Genomic DNA, 22,641 nt, shown 5'->3' on the forward strand with positions numbered 1-22,641 from the left:
TCGTCGGAGGTGGCGACGACCCGATTCCGCGACCGGGTATCGCCTTCGGCTGACCGTGAGGCGAGGGAGACTGCTCGTGAGGGCGAAGGTAAACGCCTGGTCTGGGCTGCTGGGATGCCTGGTCCTGTTGGCGGCATCGGCCCCGACGAGTGGCCCGGCTCAAACGCTGACCGGGGCGGACCTCGCCTCGGCTGGCGTGCCCGCCGCCCCGGCGCCGGTGGTGTCCCCCTCGCCCACCCAGCCGGCGTGGCCCGGAGCGACCGGGTCGCTGTCCGGCGCCGAGCGGGTCAAGTTCTATGTCGTCGTAGACGCTGGGCAGGGGCATCCGGACAGCCTCACCGCGCTCGCCGGCCGACTGCTCGGCGCGACCGGCCGGGCACAGGACATCCTCCACCTCAACGCCGGCCGGCGGCAGGCGGATGGCGGGGCGCTCACCGACTCGATGGAGTTGCGGTTGGGGTGGACCCTGGTGCTTCCCTGGGACGCGGTCGGCGCCGGGGTGCAGTACGGCGTTCTCCCGACCGGGCCGACCGGATCGCCCCCGGGCAGCCCGCCGCCGGCAGCCCCGACCCCCGGTGGCTCGGCACCTCCCGCGAACGGCGGGGCGCCAGGCAAGGGCGATTCCTGCACTTTGTCCGCGGGATCTCCGGCGCGGTCTCGCTGGGCCTACGACCGGATGGCGGCGGACGAGGCGTGGGGGCGTACCCGGGGCGAAGGGGTGCTGGTCGCGGTCATCGACACGGGTGTCGACGCCGAGGTGCCGCAGTTGACGGGCCGGGTCGCCATCGGCGCGGACATCCTCACCGGCAGCGGACAAGGGAACACCGACTGTTTCGGGTCCGGTACGGCGATGGCCGGCATTGTGGCTGCGGCCCCGGCCGAATCGGCCACCGAGGCGGGAAACCAGATGGTCGGCCTCGCGCCGGCCGCGACGATCCTGCCGCTGCGGGTGGTGACCGATACCCCGCACACCACCGAGCCGGGTGACGCGGCCACCGCGATCGAGGTCGCCGTCTCGGCGGGGGTCCGCGTGATCACGCTTGGCGCCTATGTGGATCTCACCGACCCGGCCGTGTTGGACGCGGTACGGGCGGCCCGCTCGCACGACGTGGTGGTGGTCGCCCCCGCGCCCATCGCCCCCGGGGGGAGCGGCACGGCTGCCGCGCTGTCAAAGCCGGACAGTCTGCTGTTGGTCGGCGGGGTCGGTCCCGACGGACAGCCGGCGGCGGACTACCGGCCGGACACGGTGGACGTGTTGGCTCCCGGCATGGACGTGGCGAGCCTCGGTCCGAGGGGTACGGGGGCCCGGGCGAACAGCGGCTCGCAGTACGCGGCTGCCTTCGCTGCGGGCGCCGTTACCCTGGTCCGCTCCGCCTACCCCAACCTCACCGCGGCGCAGGTGGTGAACCGGATCAAGGCCACCGCCGAACGTGCCGGACAGGACGGGCCGGACCCGGTCGTCGGCTGGGGCATGATCAACCCGAACGCGGCGGTAACTGTGGTGCTCGCCGCGGAGACCGTGACCTCGGCCTCCGGTGGCGCGGCCAGCAGTCCACTTCGGGCCCTCACCATCGGACTTGTGGTGGTAGTCGGGATAGCCGCCGTCACGGTCCTGGCCCGACGCTCGTCGATCGGTCCAGCGGAACTGGTCGAGGGCCGATCGGCCGGGCAGCCCGCGGCCCAACGGGTGGGTAGGCCGAGCAGCGCCGCCGATGCGACGTCGACCGTCCCGCCGGTCGAGGCAGGGCCGGTCACCGGACCGGTCGGTGCGCCGGCGACCGGGACGGGGGAGTCGACCTCGACCGCGCCGGCCCCCTCGCAACCGCTCGTCGACCCGGGCACCGAGCCGGGCCCGGTGGTCGCTAAGGCGGGAGCCGAGGACGGCGGTTCCCGCGTACCGGCACGTCGGTGAGCCGTTCGGTGCTGTCGTACGTCCCCTGCCCCCGTGGCAGAGCCCGTCGGCTGGCGGGTGCGGGAGCGGCGGTGGCGTTGGCGCTACCCATCACGGCGCTCCCGGCCCATGCGGCGCTGGCTCAGGAGGCCACTGTGCCAGCGCAGCACCCTGTGGGGGTGCGACATGCCGTTGCGGTGGTCGACGAACCGCCGAGGTTGCCCCAGGCAGGGGAGGGTTGTGTCGGTGCCTCGCCGGTGATCGCCCGCGAGGTGCCATGGGCCGTGCGTCGTGTCGCGCCCGAGACGGTCTGGCCGCTGACCCGGGGCGAGGGAGTCCTGGTCGCCGTCGTGGACAGCGGGGTGAGCGGCAGGATCGACGCCCTCGCCGGGGCGGTGCGACCCGGCGTCGATGTGGTGAACTCGGGAACAGGCGACCGGGACTGCGCCGGCCGGGGGACCGCGCTTGCCGGCGTTGTCGCCGCTCGGCCGGTGACCGGCAGCGGGTTCGTCGGGACGGCACCGGCCGCCACCATCTTCCCGGTCCGAATAGTGGACGGCCGAGGCAACGTCGGCGCGACCGCGCTCGCCCAGGGCATCCGGGCGGCCACCGAAGCGGGGGCGGACGTGATCCTCATCGGTATCGGCACCGCCGAACCCGATGCTGCGCTCCGGTCCGCGGTCCGCGCGGCGCTGGATCGGGACGTCGTACTTGTCGCGTCGGTCTCGGACGCGAAACCTGCGGGCGTCGCCTCGGGACCCGCGCCGTGGTATCCGGCCAGTGACGAGAACGTGCTGGCGGTCGGCGGCGTCGGGACGGACGGCATGCCGACCGAGGCGTCACCGACGGAGGCGAGGGTGAATCTGCTCGCCCCGGCCGCCGGTGCGGTGAGCACCGGTCCGAGCGGGGCGGGTCACTACACGGTCGGTGGCCCGGCGGTGGCGGCGGCGTACGTCGCCGGGGCTGCGGCGCTGGTCCGCGCGTACCACCCGGAGTTGAACCAGGCCGAGGTGCGGCGTCGGCTGGAACTGACCGCCGAGCCCTCGCCGGGCGGCTGGCCGCTCTCCAGGGTGGGACACGGAACGCTCGATCTCTATGCGGCGGTCGCCGCGCTGGAGGTCGGCGAGGAGCAACTGCCGAGCAGGCGCGCCGGGATGATCGCGGTGGCCGGGGCGCCGCAGGCGGATCCGGCGAAGACGGCGGCGGCTGTCGTCGCGGTCGGGACCGTGGCGACGGCCGGGCTGGCGTACGTGTTGGCCTGGGTGCTGCGCCGGGGCCGGCGCCGACACTGGCGGCCGTGACGTGACGCCAGGAACAGCGGCGTGACGTAACACCGGGAATGCTCGGCGGTCTCCGCCGGTAACGCCCAGCTCATGACCACCCGTGGAGCCCGCCGATCCCCCTCCCGGCGGGCTCCACGGGTCTCAACTGGCCACGGTGCTCGCGTCCGCCTCCAGCGGGCGCCAGGGCGTCTGGATCAGGCGGGCACCGCGCCGGGTGCACAGCAGCGCGCGGCCGGGTGGCAGATTCCGCGGCTTGGTGTTGCCGAGCAGCGGACCTTCGTTGGGCGGGCAGGACAGCGCCAGGTCCGGACTGTTCGTTTCCTGCAAGCGCCGGATCAGCGGGTCCATCGACATCCGCAACACGTTCGCCGCGCCCCGGGTCAGCACCAGGTGAAAGCCGATGTCCGCGCCCTGGGAGAGGTACGGCAGCAGCGGCAGCAACGGACTTTCGTGTCCGGCGAGCAGGTCGTAGTCGTCCACCAGGACGAACAGCCGTGGCCCCTGCCACCAGTCTCGGCGGCGCAGCTGCTCCGGGGTGATGTCGCTGCCCGGCACCCGGGGTGCCAGGCCGAGGACTGCGTCGGCCACAGTCGCCTTTGTGGAGTCGGTGGAAACGGAGTAGCCCAGCCGGTATGGCTCGGCTACCGCGTCGAAGAGTTGCCGACGGTAGTCGACGATCATGATCCGGGCCTCGGTCGGCGTGTATCGGGCCATCACCGAGTGGGCCAGGTGACGCAGCAGGTTGGTCTTGCCGCTCTGGCTGTCACCGAGTGCGGTCAGATGCGGAAGTTCGGCGAAGTCATGCCAGATCGGCTGCATCCCGGCCTCGTCCAAGCCTAGGGTCACCTGGAGATCACCGCGCGGTTCGGGCAGCGAGTGGGCCGGGAGCACCGTCGGCAGGGTGCGGACCGGCGGTGCCGGTTCGCCCGTCCAGAACTCGTCCACCAGGGTGGTCAGCGCCCGCACCCCGGCGGCGAGGCTGTCGAGGTCGGCGGAGCCGTCGATGCGTGGCAGCGCGGCCAGGAAGTGCAGTTTCTCCGAGGTGAGACCGCGGCCGGGTAACTGCGGCACGGTGGCCGCCAGCCGCAGGTCGACAGTGGAGTCGACCGGATCGCCGAGGCGCAGCTCCAGCCGGGTACCGATCTGGTCCCGCATCGCATGGTGGATCTCGGACCAGCGGGCGGCGGTGATCAGCAGGTGGACGCCGAAGTTGAGCCCCTGCGCGGCGATCTGCCGGACCGCAGGCTCCAGCGACTCGAACTCCTGTCGCAGGGTGAACCAGCCGTCCACGGTGAGGAACACGTCACCGTACGGGTCATCGGTGATCCGGCCGTCGGCCCGCGCCTGCCGGTAGGTGGTCATGCTGTCGATGCCAAGCTCGGCGAAGCGCCGTTCCCGCTGGGTGATCAGGCCGGTCACCTCGGCGATCGTGCGATTGACCCGATCGGTGTCGAGCCGACCGGCGACGCTGCCGACATGCGGTAGCGCGGCCATCGCGCTCAACGTGCCGCCACCGAAGTCGAGGCAGTAGAACTGCACTTCACGGGGGCTGTGGGTGAGCGCGAGGCTGCTGATCAGCGTACGTAGCAGAGTGCTCTTGCCGCTGCGCGGGCCGCCGGCGATGCCAACATGTCCGCCGATGGCGGACAGGTCCACGATCAGCAGGTCGCGCAGTTGCTCGAACGGCTTGTCGATGAAGCCGACGGGCGTCGTCAGCCGGCCGTTGCCCGGCCAGTCCTGGGCCATCAGGCCGAGGTCAGGATCGGGCACCAGCGTCGGAAGCAACTGGTCTAGGGTGGGCGATGCGCCCAGCGGCGGTAGCCAGACCTGGTGCGCCGGTGGCCCGTTGTCGACGAGTTGCGTCACCACGGTGGCGAGCACGCTGCGGAGTTCCGCCGTCGCGGCGGAACCGTCCGAGACTGCCGTCGCGTCGGTGGTCCCGCTGCTCTCCGCCGCGCCGCCTACCTCGCCCGCGATCGCGGCAGCGGCCTGCTCGTCGTCAGGTGACGGCGGCGGCTCGGGATGCAGCACCAGCTCCAGGCGGTACGGCATCACCTGCTGCTGCACGATTTCCTGCCGGACGCGTTGGGTGGCGTCGCGGTGTGCTCCGGAGACATACCCGGCCTTGAAGCGGATCAGCGTCGACACGTCGGTGCGCAGGTAACCCCCGCCGGGCGATGGGGGAAGCTCGTACGCGTCCGGCACGCCGATCACCGACCGGGACTCCATGGCGGAGAAGGTTCGCAGCCCGATCCGGTACGACAGGTGTGATTCCAGCTGACCGATGCGGCCATCGTCGATGCGCTGGCTGGCGAGCAGCAGATGCACCGCGAGCGACCGACCGAGCCGGCCGATCATGACGAAGAGGTCCATGAAGTCCCGGTGCGTGGCGAGCAGCTCACTGAACTCGTCCACCACCACGAACAGCGTCGGCAGCGGGTCCAACGGTGCGCCCTGGGCCCGGGCCCGCTCGTAGTCGAGCACGGAGCTGTAGCCGCCGGCGGAGCGCAGCAACTCCTGCCGCCGGACCAGTTCCCCGTGCAGCGCGTCCTGCATCCGGCCGACCAGTGCCGCCTCGTCTGCCAGGTTGGTGATCACCGCCGAGGTGTGCGGAAGCTGATCCAGACCGAGGAAGGTGGCACCACCCTTGAAGTCGACAAGAACGAAGTTCAGCGTCTCCGACGAGTGGGTGGTGGCCAGCGCCAGCACCAGCGTGCGTAGCAACTCGCTCTTGCCCGAGCCGGTGGCGCCGATCAGCATCCCGTGCGGCCCCATGCCGCCCAGCGCCGACTCCTTGAGGTCCAGCTCGACCGGGCGTCCGGCGGCGTCGATGCCGATCGGGACCCGCAGCCGGTCGCCGATCGGGCGTGACTGCCACAGACTTGCCAGATCCAGCCGCTTCAGATCCGCTATGCCGAGCATCGTGCCCAGGTCGAAGTTGGTCGTCAACGCCTCCGCCGCGGTCTCGGTGGCGAGGCCCAACCGGTACGGGGACAGGATCTGCGCCACCATGGCTGCTCGCGTCGCACTCAACCGGTCCGGCCGGGCCAGTCGGGTGCGTACCTCGTTGCCCAGCCGGTCCCGTTGCACCATGAACAGGGCGTCGTCGCGTACCTCCAGACAGAGCGCCCCCTTGCCGCTGGGCGGCGTCGGATCGTCGAGATCGATCAGGACCGCGTTGCGGTAGCCGGCGCCGGCCATCCGGCTTCCGTTGCCGAGTCGCCCCCCGTCGCGGATCACCACCACGTACGGTTCGTCGCGGCTCGCTGCGGCGCCGGCCTCCCAGCGGGGCCGGGCGGCGAACGCCTCACCGAGGAGTCGTTCCACCGCCTCGATGGAATCCCCGACCATCCGCCCCGCGCCTGCGGCGTCCGGCTCGGCGTGGTGCTGCAGATGCGGCAGCCACTTGGTCCACTCCCAGGCAGCGACGCCGTCGGCGTCCAGGCAGAGCACCAGCCGTACCTCCTCCGGCGCGTGGAACGTGACCAGCTGGGCGAGCAACGCCCGGACCACGGCCCGGCCGTCCGCCTTGTCGCCGGACCACCGGACCTGCGCGAAGCCCTGGAGGAACAGGGCGATCGGTTGGTCGGAGATGGTGGTGTAGGCCCGGATGAATCGACGCAGCGCCTTGGCCGACAGCGGCTCCAGATCCTCGATCGGCTTGGTCTGCAGCGGTGTCATCCGCACGGCCAGCCGTTGATCTCCGACGCCGACCCGAAGCTCAAGAAAATCGGGGTGGGTAGGGCGGCGTTCCCAGCGCCGGGAGGTCATCACCAACGACCAGAGCGACTGCGGGTCAGGGTGTTGCCAGTCGGTGGCGGCACGCTGACGGTCCACGTCCCGCCGTACCCGCTTGCGGTTCTGCGCCAGATAGCGAAGGTAGTCACGGCGGTCGCCACCCAGCCGCTTCTTACGGTCCATACCGCCGAAGACGAGCTGGCCGAGCACCATCCCGCCCATGGCCAGTACGAGCGCGCCCAGCATGACGTAGGTGAGGGGCCCTCGGGACCCGCCCATGAACATCATCATCATCACGCCGGACATCAGCGCCATCGGTAGCACCAGCATCGCCTGGCGCATGCCGTTGCTCTGCGGCTCCGGCAACTCCGGCGGCTCCTGAAGATCGATCTCGCCGGTGGGCAACTTCGGCCCGGCGCGGCGAGCGGGGCGTCGGAAAAGCACGGTACTCACAGGTTCAGCCTTCCGCTCTGCGGGGCAACGCCCTCGGCCTGGAAACGCTCGCAGCCCGAAAACTGCCCCGGTCTGGACCGGCTGGACAGGTTCGAGACAGCTGCGGGGGTCCGATGTCTACAGACGGATTCCGACCGCGATCGGTCAACCAGCCCAGGGGTGCTGTGGGATCGGTCACATGGGCTTGATTGAAGACGCGCCCCAACGGCACGTCGGATCGTTCGTGAGCGTTACTGCCGCTGAGATGTGTCGCCTCGTGGTCCACGGACCGGAGCGACGGCTGGAGGTCGCGGTACCCGCCGAGGTGCCGATCGCCGACCTTTTCCCCGCGCTGCTGCGGCATCTCGGCGACAACGTCGCCGACGCCGGGCTCGCGCATGGCGGCTGGGTTCTGCAACGGTTGGGTGCACCGCCGCTGGACGAAGATTCCAGCGTCGCCGCTCTGGGCCTGCGTGACGGTGAGACCCTCCATCTGCGACCGCGCTCGGAACAGATCCCGCCGGTCCACTTCGACGACCTCGCCGACGGCATCGCCACGGGAGTACGAAGCCGGTCCGGACTGTGGCGGCCCGAGATGATTCGCTGGAGCGGGCTTGGCGTACTTGTGGTTCTGCTCGTCATCGGGATCTTCGCCGTCGCGCTGCCCGGGCCACCACTGTCCCGTACGCTCGCCGCCAGCGTTCTCTCGCTGATCTGCCTGGCCGGCGCGCTCGGCTTCAGCCGGGCCGCCGCCGACCGCACGTTCGGACTGGTCACGGTGTTCGCCGGGATCGGGTACGCGGGCCTGGCGGGTGGACTCGCCCCGGCCATCGCACGCGACAGTGCGGTGCTGGAGAGCCCAGCGCCGCAGCTCTTCGCCGGTGCGGTGGCGGTGGCTGTGACCGCGCTGCTCGCCGTGGTGATCGTCGGTCGGGTCGGGCCGGCCACCGTCGCGGTCGCCAGCGCTGCGTTGTACGCGGCGGCTGGCGCGGGACTCTGCGCCTATCTCGGCCTGTCAGCGGAGATGGCGGCGGCGGTGATCGCGGTGCTCGCGACGGTGCTCACCGTCCTGGTGCCGATGACCGCGTTCCGGCTCGCCCGGATCCGCCTGGCGCCGTTGCCCACCGAGCCGGAACATCTCCAGGAGGAGATCGACCCCGAGCCGAGCGAGGTCCTGCTGGCGCAGACCGCGCGGGCGGACCACTACATGACCGGGCTCTACGCGGGCAACGGCATCGCCGCAGCGGTCTCGGTGGTGCTGCTGGCGGTTGCCGGGTGGTGGGTGCCCTGGACGCTTCTGGCCCTGGTCGCCGTGGTCCGGCTGTTGGCACTGCGCCCGATGACAAGCGCCTGGCACCGGCTGACGCTGGCCGGGCCGGCACTGCTCGGGCTGGCGCTGCTCGGGTTGCTCGCGCTCGCCGGCGCTGCGCCGCTGGTGCGGCTCGCTGTCGTCGTCATCGGGTTGCCGGTCGCGGCGGTGTCGCTCTTCTGGCTCGGGCGCGAGCTGCCGGACCGCCGGATCATGCCCTACTGGGGCCGGATCGGCGACGTCGCACAGTTGGTCAGCACCGTCGCGATGTTCCCCGTCCTGCTCGCCGTCCTCGGGGTTTACGGCGCCGCCCGGGCATTGGGGGGCTGAACCGTGCAGACCCGTCGTGATCAGGTGCAGGCGCAGTCGTACGTGCTCGGCCGACTGACCGCCGCATTGGTCTCCGGTGAACCGGACGGGCTGGAGAGCCCGCACCGGCGGATGATCGTGGGCAGCATCTGCGGGCTGCTGGTCGCCGCACTCTGCGTTGCCGGCTTCGCCATCTTCGGCATGCTTTCCCCGGGCGGCGCGACCAAGTGGCGCGGCCCCGGTGTGCTGGTGCTGGAGAAGGAGACCGGCACCCGCTACGTCTACGTCGGTGGCGAACTTCGCCCGGTGCTCAACTACGCCTCGGCGCGGCTGATCTTCGAGCGGGAGCCGACCGTCGTCTCGGTCTCCCGCGATTCCCTGCGGGACGTGCCCCAGGGCCAGCCGGTCGGCATCGTCGGAGCGCCGGACACGCTGCCGCCCGCAGGTACGGTCGCCAAGCAGGTCTGGACGGTCTGCGCGCCCGGCGTACGCGACCGGGCGGGCACCTTGTCCACCGCGACCACGCTCACCATCGAGTTGGCCGCCGCCAGTCGCCGGAATCGTCCGCTCGGTCCGGACAAGGCGATCGTGGCCACCGCCGGCGACGATAGTTTCCTGATCTGGCGGGGCAATCGGCTGCGCTTGGCGCGACCGTGGTTGGCCCGGGTGTTCGGCCTCGAACGCGGCGGTGTCGAGGTGGAGGCCGGCTGGCTGGATTCGGTGCCGGCCGGGCCGGATCTGGCGCCGATACCGGTCTCCGGGCGAGGCAGTCAGGGGCCGACGGTCGACGGGCGGCGGACCCGGGTCGGCGAACTCTTCGTGGCGCGCACGACCGGAGCGCCGGAGCGCCGGTATCTGTTGCTGCCGGACGGCCTGGCGGAACTCACCCCGGTCGCGTACACCATCATCGCGGCAGACCCGGAAACCACGAAACTGTACGGTGGCGGCGCGGTGACGCCGGTGGAATTGAGCCCCGCCGCGCTGGCCCAGATTCCGATCTCCCGCCGCGCGGTGCTACCGACCGGAGTGCCGGAATCTCCCCCCGCGCTCGCCCAGCTACCGGACGGCACCGCCTGGTGTGTCCGGCACACCATGGCCGACGGACGGGTGGAGATCGTCGCCGACATGCCCCCGACGTCCGTGGCGGTCGTGTCGGACGGGGCCGGGATGACCCGAACATCCCGTACGGCGACCCGGATCGCGGTCCAGCCGGGCGTTGGCGGACTGATGCTGGCCGGTCGGTTGGACCAGGCCGCCGGCGCTGGGCTCTACCTGATGACCGACGGCGGAGTGAAGTACCCACTGGCGTCGGTCAAGGCGGCAGAGCAGCTCGGCTATCCACCGGGCGGCGCCCGACAGGTACCGCGCCGGCTGCTGGAGCTGGTGCCGACCGGACCGGTGCTGGAGTCGGCCCTGTCGGGCGGGTGACAGCGAGAACCCGCCCGAGACATCTCAGTTAGCGAAAGGAAGCAGGAGTCATGGCAGGTGGAGTTACCTACAACGAGGGCAGCAGCAGCCAACTCATCGGTGCCTTCGGTGAGATGGAAGGTTCGCTGAACGCGGCTGACGGCGTGCTGAACTCGGCGTACTCCGAGCTAGAGGCGTCCCACCGGGGCAGCTCCGGCGTGACGTACCGGCAGGGGCTGGACGAGATTCGCAGCGGGCTCAACCGGGTGCGCAACGCCCTCGGCATCCTCCGCGGCGGTGTGCTCGGCACCAGCCGGATCAGCACCAGCACGGAGCAGAGCAACCAGTCCCTCGCCGCCCAGGTCGGGATGGCGGGCACGCCGATGAGCGCCAGCTGGACCTGATCACACTCAGACCGAGTCACCAGCAACCGAAAAGGACGAAGGACATGACCGACTTCGATGTGCGGCCCGAGCAGATGGACGATGTGGCGAACCGGCTCGGACGACTCCCCGGCGACCTGCAGAGTGCCATCACCGCCCTGATGGGGCAGGTGACCCAGTACGCCGACATGAACAACGGTACGGCGATCGAGGCGTACCAGCGGGCCCAGGTGGAGTGGAACGTCGGCCTGGAGCAGGTCAACGAGGGCGTCGGGAAGGCCGCCCCGATCCTGCGCAACATCGCTCACGAGTTCCGGGCCGGCGACCAGCGGGCGGCCCAGCAGTTCCCTAGCTGAGGGGCGGACCGAACTTGATCTGCCGAGACAGGTGGCGTGGTCCGCAGATTCCGCGCCACCTGTCCCGATTCATCGGCATCGCCATTTTCATTACCGACCCACTTGGAACGGAGCCGCGACATGCCCCCGAGGTCCCGAATCACGCACAGCAGCACCGCCATCGACCAGGTTGTCCGGAGGGTGAATGACTGGCGGGCCCAGATCGGTGCCGCCCGAATGGGTATCAATCCCGGTGACCGGGCACGCCCCGCCGGCACGCCGTGGGTCAACCTCGCGGTCCGCGCAGGTGGCGGAGGCGCTGGTGCCACCAGCACTGGCGGTGGCACCGCTGGCGGCGGTGCGTCCAGTGGTGGTGCGGCCGGCGGTGGCGGTGGCGGCGGCACCTTCGCCCCTGGTGCGTTCCTCGAGCGGCGGGTGGCCGAGGTCGGCGCACAGGTCGACGGGCTGCTGGTGATGTACCAGACCACGTTGAGCACCGCTGCCAGGGCATTGACGAACACCGACAACGAGGCTGCGAACACCGAGAACAACAACAACTCGAACGCTAACCGGCTGACGATCTAGCCGGCCTTCAGATCGTCCGATCACCGATCGTTTCATGACGTGTTGCCTGGGAGAGTCCAATGACGTCGCCGCAGGGTTGGCTCAGATGGGAAGAAGCGCTGACGCAGGTCCTGGGCGCACAGCAAACCGATAGGCGTCAGTTTCTTGACCGGCCCTGGATTAGTCTGGTGTGGGCGCGCAACGAAGAGGTTCGAGGAACAGGAACGCCGACCTTCGATGATGTCCCGCCCAATCAGTTCAGGTTCTTCCAGCCAATCTCCGCCACGACCGTCTTTACGACCTATCGGGATCACACCCAAAGATTTACCGAGATCCGTACGATCCAGGGTCGTATTGACTGGTATGTGGGCGAGCAGGGATCTTCTCCGCACGAACGATTCTGGAACGAGTTCTACAACAACTCCCGGGATGCCCTGAACAAGATTCCGGACTCATCTCCGCTGAGTCCCCGATCGTTCCACATGGCTGCCGGGACGATGTACAACATGGCGATGTGGCTCGACCATGCGACCGGCAGTCTGCAGGCGGAGATCAACAATCTTGACGGTGGCTCGTCGGGCTTTCAAGGTGCTGCGGCTGGCGCTTTCCGCGAATCTCTTGTCACCCTGCGCCGGAACATGTTGACGCTGCGGCGGGATCTGGAGTCGAACAAGAACTGGCCGCAGATGTTGCGCGACAACGGGGATCGGGCGGAGTGGTTCTGGCGTGATATGCGAGCAGCCTGGTCGAGTTGGAGCGGCAATATCTTGAACCAGCCGAATGGGCTGGTGGCTTCCGCCTTGCAACAGATCAGAGCGCGTGTCGTCGGCGGGGGAGACGGGCAGACGGACATCTGGGATATCCCGATCGACCTCGGAAACGGTCCGACCGTTTACAGATTCCGTGAGGACGGCGCGCTCAGCCAGTTGAACCAGGATATGCACAACGTTTTCCTGGAGAGAATCAACGATCTGGACCAGTCGGCAAGCGTCCACGTCAGCAACATTCGCACTAGTTTCGAGGACACTGCCGCGAATCTTCTCACTCCGTCTGCGGTCCCACCGACCACGACTGGCGGTGCTGGCGGCGGTGCCGATGGCGGCTCTGGGGCGGGGCTTGGTGGTCTGGGTGGCGGTGTTGGCGGCGGTGCCGGTGGTGGTTCTGGGGCGGGGCTTGGTGGTCTGGGCGGCGGTGCCGATGGCGGCTCTGGGGCAGGGCTTGGTGGTCTGGGTGGCGGTGTTGGCGGCGGTGCCGGTGGTGGTTCTGGGGCGGGGCTTGGTGGCCTGGGCGGCGGCGGAATCAACCTTGGAGCCGGTGGCGGACTTGGCGGCGGTGCCGGGATCGGCGGGGGCGCCGGTGCCGGCTTTGACGGCCTGGACGGTGGGGCGGGTGCAGGCCTGGGCGGCTCCGGCGGAGGTAGCGGCATCGTTCCACCCCCACTGCCCGGTTTCGGCCTTGGCTCGGGTGCCGGCGGCGGCTCGGGTGCGGGCCTCGGCCTGGGTGGCATTGGCGGTTCCACAGGAGGGTCCGCTGGCGGGCTGACCGGGGGCATCGGCGTCGGCTCCGGACTGGGCGGCCTGCCCTTGCCGATCGGTGGTAGCAGTGGCAGCGGCGGCCCGTCGAGGGGCGTGGACAAGCCGGGTGGGCTTCCCGGCGGGGTAGGCGGCGATTTCGGTGAGGCCCCCAGCACCGGCGGCCTGCCCACAACGATTGGTGGTCCGTCGGGTTCGGGTGTTCCGGCGGATCTTGCCGGTGGTGGCACCGGCACCCTGCCCGCCATCCCGGGCGGAGCCGCCAGTCCCGGTGGTGGTTTCGCCGGTGGTCTGCCGGGTGACAACGACTTCACCGGCGGTCTCCCGGACGGCGGTGACCTCGGCGAAGGATCGACCGGTGGGACCTGGCAGTCCGGCGGAAATTCCCGGGTGCCGGCCAGCGCCATGCAGATCGGTGCGCTCGGGCCGGCGCCGTTGCCGGTCGGCGGCGACAACGTTTCGGGCCTGTCCGGGCTGACGGCGGGGGCAGGCGGCGCTGCGCTGGCTGCCGGCGTCGCCGCGCCGGCAGGCCCGATGACCGGCGGTGCCCCCGGCATGATGCCGCCGATGATGGGCGGCATGGGGGCTGGCGCTGGCGGTGGGCAGGCGGAGAAGGACCGGGAACGCAAGACGTGGCTGGCCGAGGAGGAAGAGGTCTGGGGCACGGACCCGGACGTGACGCCTTCGGTGATCGGTCGAGTCGACACCGCAGACGAGTTGGATCCCGACCGTGCCTACCCGTCCGTGCCGCAAGGTCCGGACTCCCCGCGTACCCCGGCACGCGGTACCGGCCGCACGACCGGACGCGCGTACTGAACAAGTCGTGGCTGCTTGAGGAGGAGAGGTATTCGTGACAGGTCCTGTTCACCACATGATGGAACACTCGTTCAGCGCATTTGAGGAGCAGAAGCGCGCCGTCACCGAGTTTGAGAAGTGGGTCTCGGAGTCCGAGACGACAGTTGTCGCGAAAAGCCGGGCAGTCAGCATCACAGTGGACGGTCGTGGTGACCTGACGGACGTGAAGTTTCCCACGGGGGCCTACCGCAAGATGGCACCTGCCGAGTTGAGCACGCTACTCGTGGAGACCGTCACGTCCGCACGGAATCAGGCCCGGGCGAGCATGAACGAGGCCCTTCAAACCATTCTTCCGGGCGGCATGGCCGCCGATTTCCTCACCAACTCGGTGGACATCGACGAGATCATGGGTGAGGCGATGCGTGCGGCCAACGAGATGTTCCCCAACTCGACGTCGATGCCGGCCCGTGGGGCGCAGCCGTGAGCGCGGGTGCCGGCCGCATCGCCGCCGACCTCGACCTGGTGAACCAGGGGCCGCTCGCGGCCTTCAAGGAGCAGACGCTCCGGAACAACAACACCTGGACCAGCGCTCTGGCGACATACACCACGACGCCTGTCGAGCTGCGGAGCCCTTTCGATGTGAACATCCATGAAGGGCTGGAAGCGACGCAGAAATTCCTCGACCAGGTGCTCCGCAGTCTGCGCGAGCTTGCTGATGGTCGTGGCGACTCGGTCGACCACGCCGGTGCGATCTTGCGGGATGCCGGCGAGGTTGCTGAAGGCCTTGCCAATCTCATGCCCGGTGGAGGCGGGACGGCCCGGGGCTGAGCTGTTCCGACCGTGGGAGGTGTGGGCCACGCCGTCGGCGACGGGGTGGCCCACACCTCGGTGTGGTGGTTCGAGGATTTCGCAGGAGGTCGGTCGTCATGGCTCTTCAGGTTCCCGATCCTCTGGCGAGGTTCTTTCTGTGGTTTTTCGGCATGGAGTTCCCCGGCATCAACGAGGACAAGTTGGCGGGACTGGCGCGGGCCAGCTCAGACCTCGCTCGTGGGGTGGAAGGCTCCGAGCGGGAGTTTGCCGGGGCCGTGCAGAGAATTCTGGACGGTGTCGAGGGCAACTCCAAGCGGGCGTTCGCCCAGAAGGCGGCGGACATCCTCGGCGTCCTGCAGAACGCCGGCAGGTTCACCCGAGGGGTCGGCACCCAGCATCAGTTTGCGGCCGGCACGGTGTTCGCCACGAAGGTGGCCACCCTGACGACAGTGGCGCTGCTGATGCTGGAGTTGGCCTACGCCATCAGCATGTTTCCGATCTCTCCGGTCCCGTGGGTGAACTTCTGGGCGAAGGCACCGCTGGTCCGCGGCGGACTTCGGGCGTTCCTGCAAGGAGTGCTATCGAGATTCGCCACCCTGTCGCGGGTGGCGTTCGCCGAGGCTCTGCAGGAACTGCTCGCCGCGCTGGCAGGTGAACTGGCCGCATTGGGGCGGTACGGCAAGGGGGTGGACGGCCGGCAGGTCATGACGTCTGCCGCAGTGGGCGGTGCGTTCGGCGGCATGATGGGCACGGCGATGCCGCTCATCAATGCCGCAGGTGCTGGCGCGGCCAGGCGCACCGGTATCGACCGGGCGCTGGAAGCAGCGTCGACTAACAACGCGGCAAGGACTGTGGTCACCGGGGCGACCGACCTCGGTCAACGCGGCGTCAGCGGTGTTGTCGAGGCCAGCATCGAAACCGCCCTCTCCGTCGCCATGGGTGGCGGGCCGGCCAACTTCGGACCCACCGTCGTCTCGTCGATGCTCACCGATGCGACCTTTGACGCGGCAGCGGCGCTCAAGGATCGGACATCGAGGGCGCTGGGCCGAGGCCGGCCGGACAGTGAGAGGCCGGCCGAGGAGGATCCGACTCCCACACCCGTGAGACCCGGCGGTGCGCCGGTCACCGGCCTGCCGACCGATACCGACACGGACAGCGGCCCGCCGACCGGATCCGACACATCTGCCGGATCTGGCGCCGTGGCAGGTGCGGGTGTCGCTGCGGCCCCCGGAAATGCCGCACCGCGGTCACATGATGGAGTGTCGGGCCCACCGCCGGTTGTCGAAGGCGTACCGAGACCAATCGGCGGCAGCGCCGGTTTCGGAGAGTCCGGTGGGGCCGGCACGTCAGGCGTGGGCGGTGCGGGCGGCGAAGGAGTGCCATCGCCGGCCGTTCCCGCCGGCACCGCCACACCAGTGGGGGTGCCGGCGGATACCAACATCGGCGTCGGGGCACCGTCCGGATCGATCCTCGGCGATTCTGTGGACGGCGTCACGGACGCACCGGTGGCTGAGGGAGCAGCGGCGGCACCGGTGTCCGGCCCGCCGCCGGCGGTGGGGAACGAGTCGCCATCCCCGCCGACCACCGGGGCGTCCTGGGCGGGCACGGTGGACGGCTCGGCCACGACGGCGACGCCGACCGGTGCCGCCCCGGTGACCCCGGGCGGATCGACCCCGGTGACCCCGGGCGGACCGACCCCGGTCACTGGCGGGCAGTCCACCCCGGTTACCGGTGGGCAGCCCACGACGGGACCCACATCCACGCCGCGCCCGGCGACTGTGCCGTCTCCTTCCACGGTGACTCTTCCGCCCACGGCCGGCGCTGCGCCGGCAACCGCTGCTCCCGTTACGGCGAACACCCCACCCACTGTCACCCCAACCGAAGCGAGCGTTCCCGCCGCAGCGCCGCCCGGCAACGCCGTCGTGGACAACGACGGTCTTCTCCCGGAGAGCGCCCAGCCGCCCGTCGAACAGGCTGCCCCGGCCGAACCGGAGATCGTCGAGCTGTTGTCCCCGGCCCTCCGGGAGCTGAGTCCGGAGGCTCTCCAAGCGGCGTTGTCCCAGACCTCGACGCCCGCGCCGACCGTGGTGTTGGGGCCGGAGACAAACGCGGAACTGTCACCCGAGCCAGCGGGCTCGGCCACCGATGACGTCGTCACCGATGGCCCCGGCGGTGTGCCGGTCGATCTTCCAGACCCGGCTGGCGTGATGCCGGTGGCCGTCGGCTGGCGGCCGGCACCGGAGACGGCGGGCAAGGCCGGCCGTACGCCGCACGATCGGTCCGGCGGGTCGGCCGCCGATCCGGAGCTGCCCCCGCAGGAGGTGAGCCTGCCGGGAACGCCACTGGTGACCGGGAGCGTGTCGGAGAACCCGATGGCGGTGCCCATCGACCCGTCGGAGACGGTCGCGACACCGCAGGTGACCACCACCGGCATCGCTGCCGCGACGCCGCCATCAACCGGGACTGACCGGGGGCGGCCAACTGGTACGGACCAGCAGCCCTCGGCTCCCCGCCAGGGTGTCCCGGCGCAACCACGTCCCGCGCCGCCTGCGAACAATGCGACGCCACCTGCGATGGCACACCCGGCCCCGATCGACGCTGAGGACGGCCTGATCAGGTTCATGGACCAGGTCCGTCCGTTGCAGGAGTACGCGCGGGACGCCGACGACGACGGGCCAGTGGTCGACCTGGTGGTGATGACGGCCTCGGGCAACGCTGACCGGGTATGGGTGGAGGTTCGCGTGCCGGGCCGGGTCGAGCCGGTCACTCTCGGACCGAACTCGGCAGGTAGCGCCCTTCTTGATCCCTCGTTGCGCGTGTCGGCGGCGATCCGGATCGACCGCCAGCAGTTGACGGACGCTGTCCTGTTCGGCCTTGAATCTTCGGAGTTGTGGACGCGGTCGCTGCGCAACGGTGATGCGGAGTTCGTCCGGCGGTTCGCCAGGGCCGCTGTCGGTCATCGGATCACGGATGCGCCGATGGGCGCCTCGGTGAGTGACTTCGTCCAGGCCATGGTGCCGCATTCCAGCCGGGCCTGGTCCGAAGCAGCGGACCCCCGTACGGAGTTGGAGCCGGCGGACGCGGTCGCCAGGTCGTCCGCGCAGCGGTCGATGGAGACGAACGCGGACCGCGAGGGTGTGCGGGCGGCCCGGTCGTGGGCCGAATACCAGGTGGCGATCGATCATCAGCGTCCGGTGGTGACGGGGCGTGCCACTGATACTCAGCGGGCGCAGTTGGGTTTGCTTGACTCGTTCGCCACCATGCTCACGGCGAAATTTCTCGAGGAGGGCGCGGACGCCGCCCGTGCCATGTCGCAGCGACTGGCGCAGGACTATGGCACGTCGCGTGGATTCACGTTGCTGCCGCCACCGATCTCGACGTTCGACGTGTCTGGTTCGCAACCGAAGGACTGGGTGGCGAAGTTCACCGAGCACGCAGGGGATCTGCGGGACTTCGCGCGGCAGGAAGCCGCCAATCCAGCGGAGAACATCGAACTTGTGCTGCTGGCCGCGCCGTCGCGTGTGCTCGCAGCCGACAGCGCATTCAGTCCAGGACACGCCGTGGTGGCCATCCGGCTGCCGAACGGGAAGCAGACCGCGCTGGGCTTCTATCCGGATGAGGGTCTCTTTGGGGCGCAAGGGGCGATCAAGGACGATCGGAAGTATCTGGCGGCTCGACATGCCCGAGTCCTCGGTGCGTACAACATCAGCGCGCGGCAGCTTTCCGATGCGTACGATTTCGCCGCCCGGAACTCCCAGGAGAACTACCACCTGCTGAGCAGCAACTGTGTGGTGTTCGCGACGAGACTCGTCGGCACCGCACTGGGGCGTGACATCGTCGACCCGACGGTCACCACGCCCGACGGACTCATCGCCACCTTGAGCACCGACTCGACCTGGACCTGGTCCGACGGCCAGCGCACCTCGATTCCCGCAGGCCCTGCCCGGGCGTCCCGGGAGGCGAACCTCAAGCAGGCGCGCGAGTATCTCGAACTCGTCGGCGAACGCACCGAGGGGTACTCCAATGCGCTCGAATGGGCCACGTTCCGCATAGCGGTCGACCACCAACGTCCGCTGGTCACCCGCCAACCCGACGCCCGACAGGCAGAGCAGTTCGCGCTACTCGACGAGTTCACCACAATGGTGGCCGCCGAGTACCACGCCAACGGGGAGGTCGCCGCTGCGGCCCTGTCCCGGTCGCTCGGTTCCGCTCACGGCACGTTACGTAATCCGGATCCTGCCGGTAACGCCGCCATCTACGAACTCGACGAGACAGACGCAACCTCACCGCGACTGCTGGACGTGCCGCCGCCGGTCGTGGCCGGGCCGCTGGCCACGGCCAGACCCATCTCCGAAGACTCTCCGACGTGGGAGTTCGGCGAAGGAACACCCGCCGGCGAGGTCATCTTCGACGCGGACCTGCGGGACGAGGTGGAGACCCGTCCGGACCGTGAGGCAGACCCAGGTGAGCCTGTGCGGGGGCGGGTGGTGTCGGGGGAGCGGATTGAGCAGTTGCGGGCTGGTGTGGTGCCTCGGCGAGCGCGCGCTGCTGCGTTTGATGTGGTGCATGTTGGTGATAGGTCGGGGTTCTTGCCTGATGTGGTGGTGCGTTCGTATGAGGACGCGGGTTTGGATGTTCCTACCGGTGGTGTGGTGACGCGGCCCGATCTTGATCATGTGGTGGGTCTTGTTGGTTATCGGTATCGGCGGCTTGTCGACTCTGATGGCAGTGTGGTTCATGATTTTGTGGTGCGGGTGCATTTGGTGGCTCAGGATTCGGTGGCTCGTGAGCAGCTTGATGTGGTGAAGGCTCGTGCGGTTGATGGGGTCGATGCTGTCTTTAATGGTGGTTATCGGATTGGTGACGGGCAGTTCAACGCCGGTGTCGAGTTTGTTGATGATCCGGCTGACGCGGACACGACTGTCGCGTTGTTTGGTGAGGATGCTCCGCCGTCGTCGCAGACGAGCTGGTCGGTTAATGATAATGGTGAGACGTTCGCGCACGAGTTTGGTCATTATCTGGGCTTGTTCGACGAGTACACCGATGCGCATTCAACCGGTTCTGATGGTAATCGGGTGGCCCGGATTTTCAATGACCATTCGTTGGCATCGCGGGTGTACGCGGATGGTTCCATCATGGCGACGGTGACGTCGGCGGAGAATCCTGGGTTGCGTCCGCGTCATCTGGATCAGATCGCCGATACGTTCGCCGGTGCCATCGGCCCCGACCGCGGCACCACCAACCCCACCCCGGACCCCACCTCGGAGACCGACACCGACAGCACCCTCGACGGGCCTGTTCGTGGGGCACCGGCCACGAATTCAGTGGTGAACGCGGCGTTCAGTCAACTGGTGCGGGGTCACGAAGCGGTCACCCAGGCTAACGTCCGGGCCAAGCGGAACAGGCTGATCGCACAGAGAGCGCCGCTGGCGTTCGTGGTGAACATGATGGTCTCGGCTAATGGGGTCCATGAGTTGCAGGGGGTCATCAGCTCGATCACCCAGGGGCTGCCTCAGGGGGCCCATGTGGCGTTCGTTGTCGGCGTCAACACGATGGGGCGGGAGGTGACCAGGGACCTTAACAGGGCGGTGTCCGCTGCGGGTCAGATTGCCGCAAACGCTCCATGGCCGATTGCCGTCGTCGGGCATGCTGTTTATCACGGTCCCAAGAACTCTTTTCCCTTCGGGCGCGCGCGCAACGCGGTGATGGGTGCCCCGGAGACAGCTGCGGCGGTGAGTGCGTTCGCCGGTCGTGGTTCCTATCCCTATGTCGCTTTCCAGGACTTCGACACCGGTGCTCGCACGGTCGCGACCGGCGAGCACATCTTCAGTCGGATGGTCAACCTGACCGGCAATCACGGCTACCCCCTCCGGCCGCTGATGCTCTCCGGTGGCTACCGCATCGGCGACGCCGATCAACTCGTAGCGGACACCATACGACGTCTACGCGATCAAGAAAATGATCCCGAGAGGGACCAGGCGAAGCGCAACAAGGCCCGGGACGCCCGAAAAAGGCTGGCGGCGGACAAAGCTGGATTCGTGCGCCAGTTCACCGCTGCAATTCAGGAGGACATGGCCACTCGCGATCGACAGAAGGCGATCCATCCGCTGTTGCCGTACGGGCCCGAGCCGAACCTGTTCGTCGACGGTCTGCTGATCGGCAGCGACCCGAGCGTCCAATTCGGTGATGGTGGATCGGAATTCAGCCAACTTTCGGTATCCCTGAACAAGGCATACGCCGGTGAGTTGCTTGCTGAGCAGCGACAGCTTCCCAATTATGAGGAGATGTCGTCGGTGGAGCGTTCTGCTCAGATCCAGGTCGCAGGGCAGAACAACCAGCATCCGCAACGTGGTGTCGCTTACCTGGTCGACTACATGGGATCGGCCGTGCCCACTGACCTGTCCCGGCTGGCCGCCGAGTTCAGCATGGGTAAGGCGCTACCCCAGGACCACGCCAAGCTGGCCAGCGTCCTGAACCGCTTCTTCGGTCACGACGGGGCCAACACGTCGGATGATGCTCCGTTGAACGCCCGCGCTGCCAAAAGAGGCACCAGCCTCACCGAATATGCCAAGGCCAGCTCCTCCATCGCCGGCCCGTACGCCGACCCCGCCTACCATCCGGCCCAGGCGTCGTTCTATTTTCCGCCGGCTGGCGCCCCCGTTGCCAGCAGTAGTGCACCCACCGCTGGTGCCTACGGCTACCCTCCGATCACTCAGGCGTTGTCCGGCAAGCAGCTGAACCAACTCGGCAACCAGCCGCACAACACCCTCTATCCCGCCATCTCATACGCCGTCCCCAACACCGAACTGCACATCGGCGTACCGCCCAGTCAGAAGATTTACGCCGCCCATCAGCTCGCGCTGTCCAACACCCGGAACAGCATTCAGCAGGAGTTCGCACACGTGGCCCACTACGCGAACGGCGTTCCCGTGCGTCCTGACTCCGTCTACGCCGTCCTGGGCAGACAGTTGAACCTCCCCGCGGACGAGGTCCGCCGCCGTGCGCTCGAGGCCGGCCGCACCATCGCGCCCCTTATCTCGGCGCTCGCGGAACTCCGCCGCACGAAGGACTACCGAAACGGACACTTTGTCGGCGCTGCGCTCAGCGCCCCTCGCGCCCAACCCGGCGCATACCACCCCGGAGCTGTCATCCCCGGTATGGCCGAGGCCGACGCGGAGATGAACGCGACAGCCACGATGGGATCAGACAGCGAAGGGGAAGGCTCCGGATCGGAAACCTCATCGAATGCCTCCAGGCAGTCTGCGGCCGAACGCCAACAACGCGCCAACGCGTACGACGCCGTGCTGACCGCCACCGCCCACGCGCTTGACATCACCATCGAGGTCCACACCCCGCCGCAAGGCGCGCAACGCTACGGCAACAAGGGGCGAACCCACCGCATCGATCGCTACACCACGGCAGACGGCCGTGTGGTGTTCGATGATCATCCCTCCCGGCAGCCACCCCCGCCACAGCCGCCGCCCCCGCCCGCCGGCCAGCGTTTCCGGCTGCCGGCACCGGTCCCGATGGGCGGCGTACCGGCTCACGCGCCTCCGGCGGGGCACTTTCCGTACGCCTCGTCGGGGCAGCCCGGTCCGTCCACTGGCTTCGCCGCTCCGCCATACCCGCAGCCATACCCGGCGCCGCTCCCGCAGCCGGGGCCGTTTCCGCAGGCATATCCCCAGCCGCATCCGCAGCGACAGCCGTATCCGCCGGCGGATCCGTCGCGGGGTCCGTACCCACCGCCGGGTTCATTTGCGCGGGATCCGCGCTGACGTTTGAAGGATTCGCCGGCGCATCCGTTGTCAGGTTGTCCGGTCCGGACGATGTCCGGCGGGTGGCCCACGAGGCGC

12 protein-coding genes are annotated in these 22,641 nt (G+C 69.1%); 11 read left to right on the forward strand and 1 reads right to left on the reverse strand.

What is annotated here, in order from left to right:
• Positions 1–76 precede the first annotated feature (76 nt).
• Together E0H26_RS19715 and E0H26_RS19720 are read left to right on the forward strand one after the other, a co-directional pair.
• The gene (locus E0H26_RS19715; protein WP_131305701.1) at positions 77–1,912 is read left to right on the forward strand and encodes a S8 family serine peptidase; all 1,836 of its coding nucleotides are present in this window, start codon (positions 77–79) and stop codon (positions 1,910–1,912) included.
• Between the two features lie 263 nt (positions 1,913–2,175).
• Positions 2,176–3,192: a S8 family serine peptidase gene (locus tag E0H26_RS19720; RefSeq protein WP_165521919.1), complete on the forward strand. Its 1,017-nt coding sequence runs from the start codon at positions 2,176–2,178 to the stop codon at positions 3,190–3,192.
• Between the two features lie 123 nt (positions 3,193–3,315).
• Here the strand turns inward: E0H26_RS19720 and eccCa are convergent, their stop codons facing one another.
• Complete coding sequence (gene eccCa, locus E0H26_RS19725) at positions 3,316–7,365, reverse strand: type VII secretion protein EccCa (RefSeq protein WP_131305707.1); 4,050 nt, start codon at positions 7,363–7,365, stop codon at positions 3,316–3,318.
• A gap of 256 nt (positions 7,366–7,621) precedes the next feature.
• Between eccCa and eccD the strand changes: the two genes are divergently transcribed.
• The 9 genes from eccD (at position 7,622) to E0H26_RS19770 (ending at position 22,563) form a co-directional block, all read left to right on the forward strand.
• Positions 7,622–8,983 (forward strand): type VII secretion integral membrane protein EccD, encoded by a 1,362-nt coding sequence (gene eccD / locus E0H26_RS19730; protein ID WP_165521920.1) that lies wholly within the window; start codon positions 7,622–7,624, stop codon positions 8,981–8,983.
• 3 nt (positions 8,984–8,986) lie between these two features.
• Positions 8,987–10,390, forward strand: coding sequence for a type VII secretion protein EccB (gene eccB, locus E0H26_RS19735; RefSeq protein WP_131305713.1), 1,404 nt, complete (start codon positions 8,987–8,989; stop codon positions 10,388–10,390).
• Between the two features lie 50 nt (positions 10,391–10,440).
• Complete coding sequence (locus E0H26_RS19740) at positions 10,441–10,773, forward strand: hypothetical protein (RefSeq protein WP_131305716.1); 333 nt, start codon at positions 10,441–10,443, stop codon at positions 10,771–10,773.
• Between the two features lie 44 nt (positions 10,774–10,817).
• The gene (locus E0H26_RS19745) at positions 10,818–11,108 is read left to right on the forward strand and encodes a WXG100 family type VII secretion target (RefSeq protein WP_131305719.1); all 291 of its coding nucleotides are present in this window, start codon (positions 10,818–10,820) and stop codon (positions 11,106–11,108) included.
• Between the two features lie 216 nt (positions 11,109–11,324).
• Positions 11,325–11,672 (forward strand): hypothetical protein, encoded by a 348-nt coding sequence (locus E0H26_RS29605; RefSeq protein WP_206025246.1) that lies wholly within the window; start codon positions 11,325–11,327, stop codon positions 11,670–11,672.
• Positions 11,673–11,731: 59 nt separating this feature from the next.
• Positions 11,732–13,999 carry a hypothetical protein gene (locus tag E0H26_RS19755; RefSeq protein ID WP_131305722.1) on the forward strand — a complete coding sequence of 756 codons (2,268 nt, stop codon included), beginning with the start codon at positions 11,732–11,734 and terminating at the stop codon, positions 13,997–13,999.
• A gap of 34 nt (positions 14,000–14,033) precedes the next feature.
• Positions 14,034–14,462, forward strand: a complete 429-nt coding sequence (locus tag E0H26_RS19760) for a YbaB/EbfC family nucleoid-associated protein (protein ID WP_131305725.1) — start codon at positions 14,034–14,036, stop codon at positions 14,460–14,462.
• On the forward strand, positions 14,459–14,806 hold the full coding sequence (locus E0H26_RS19765) for a hypothetical protein (protein ID WP_131305728.1): 348 nt from the start codon (positions 14,459–14,461) through the stop codon (positions 14,804–14,806). Before E0H26_RS19760 ends, E0H26_RS19765 begins: the two co-directional genes overlap by 4 nt.
• A 98-nt stretch (positions 14,807–14,904) precedes the next feature.
• Positions 14,905–22,563, forward strand: a complete 7,659-nt coding sequence (locus E0H26_RS19770) for a hypothetical protein (RefSeq protein WP_131305731.1) — start codon at positions 14,905–14,907, stop codon at positions 22,561–22,563.
• Positions 22,564–22,641: the final 78 nt, after the last annotated feature.

It is taken from the genome of Micromonospora zingiberis (assembly GCF_004331455.1).
Classification (GTDB): Bacteria; Actinomycetota; Actinomycetes; order Mycobacteriales; family Micromonosporaceae; genus Micromonospora; species Micromonospora zingiberis.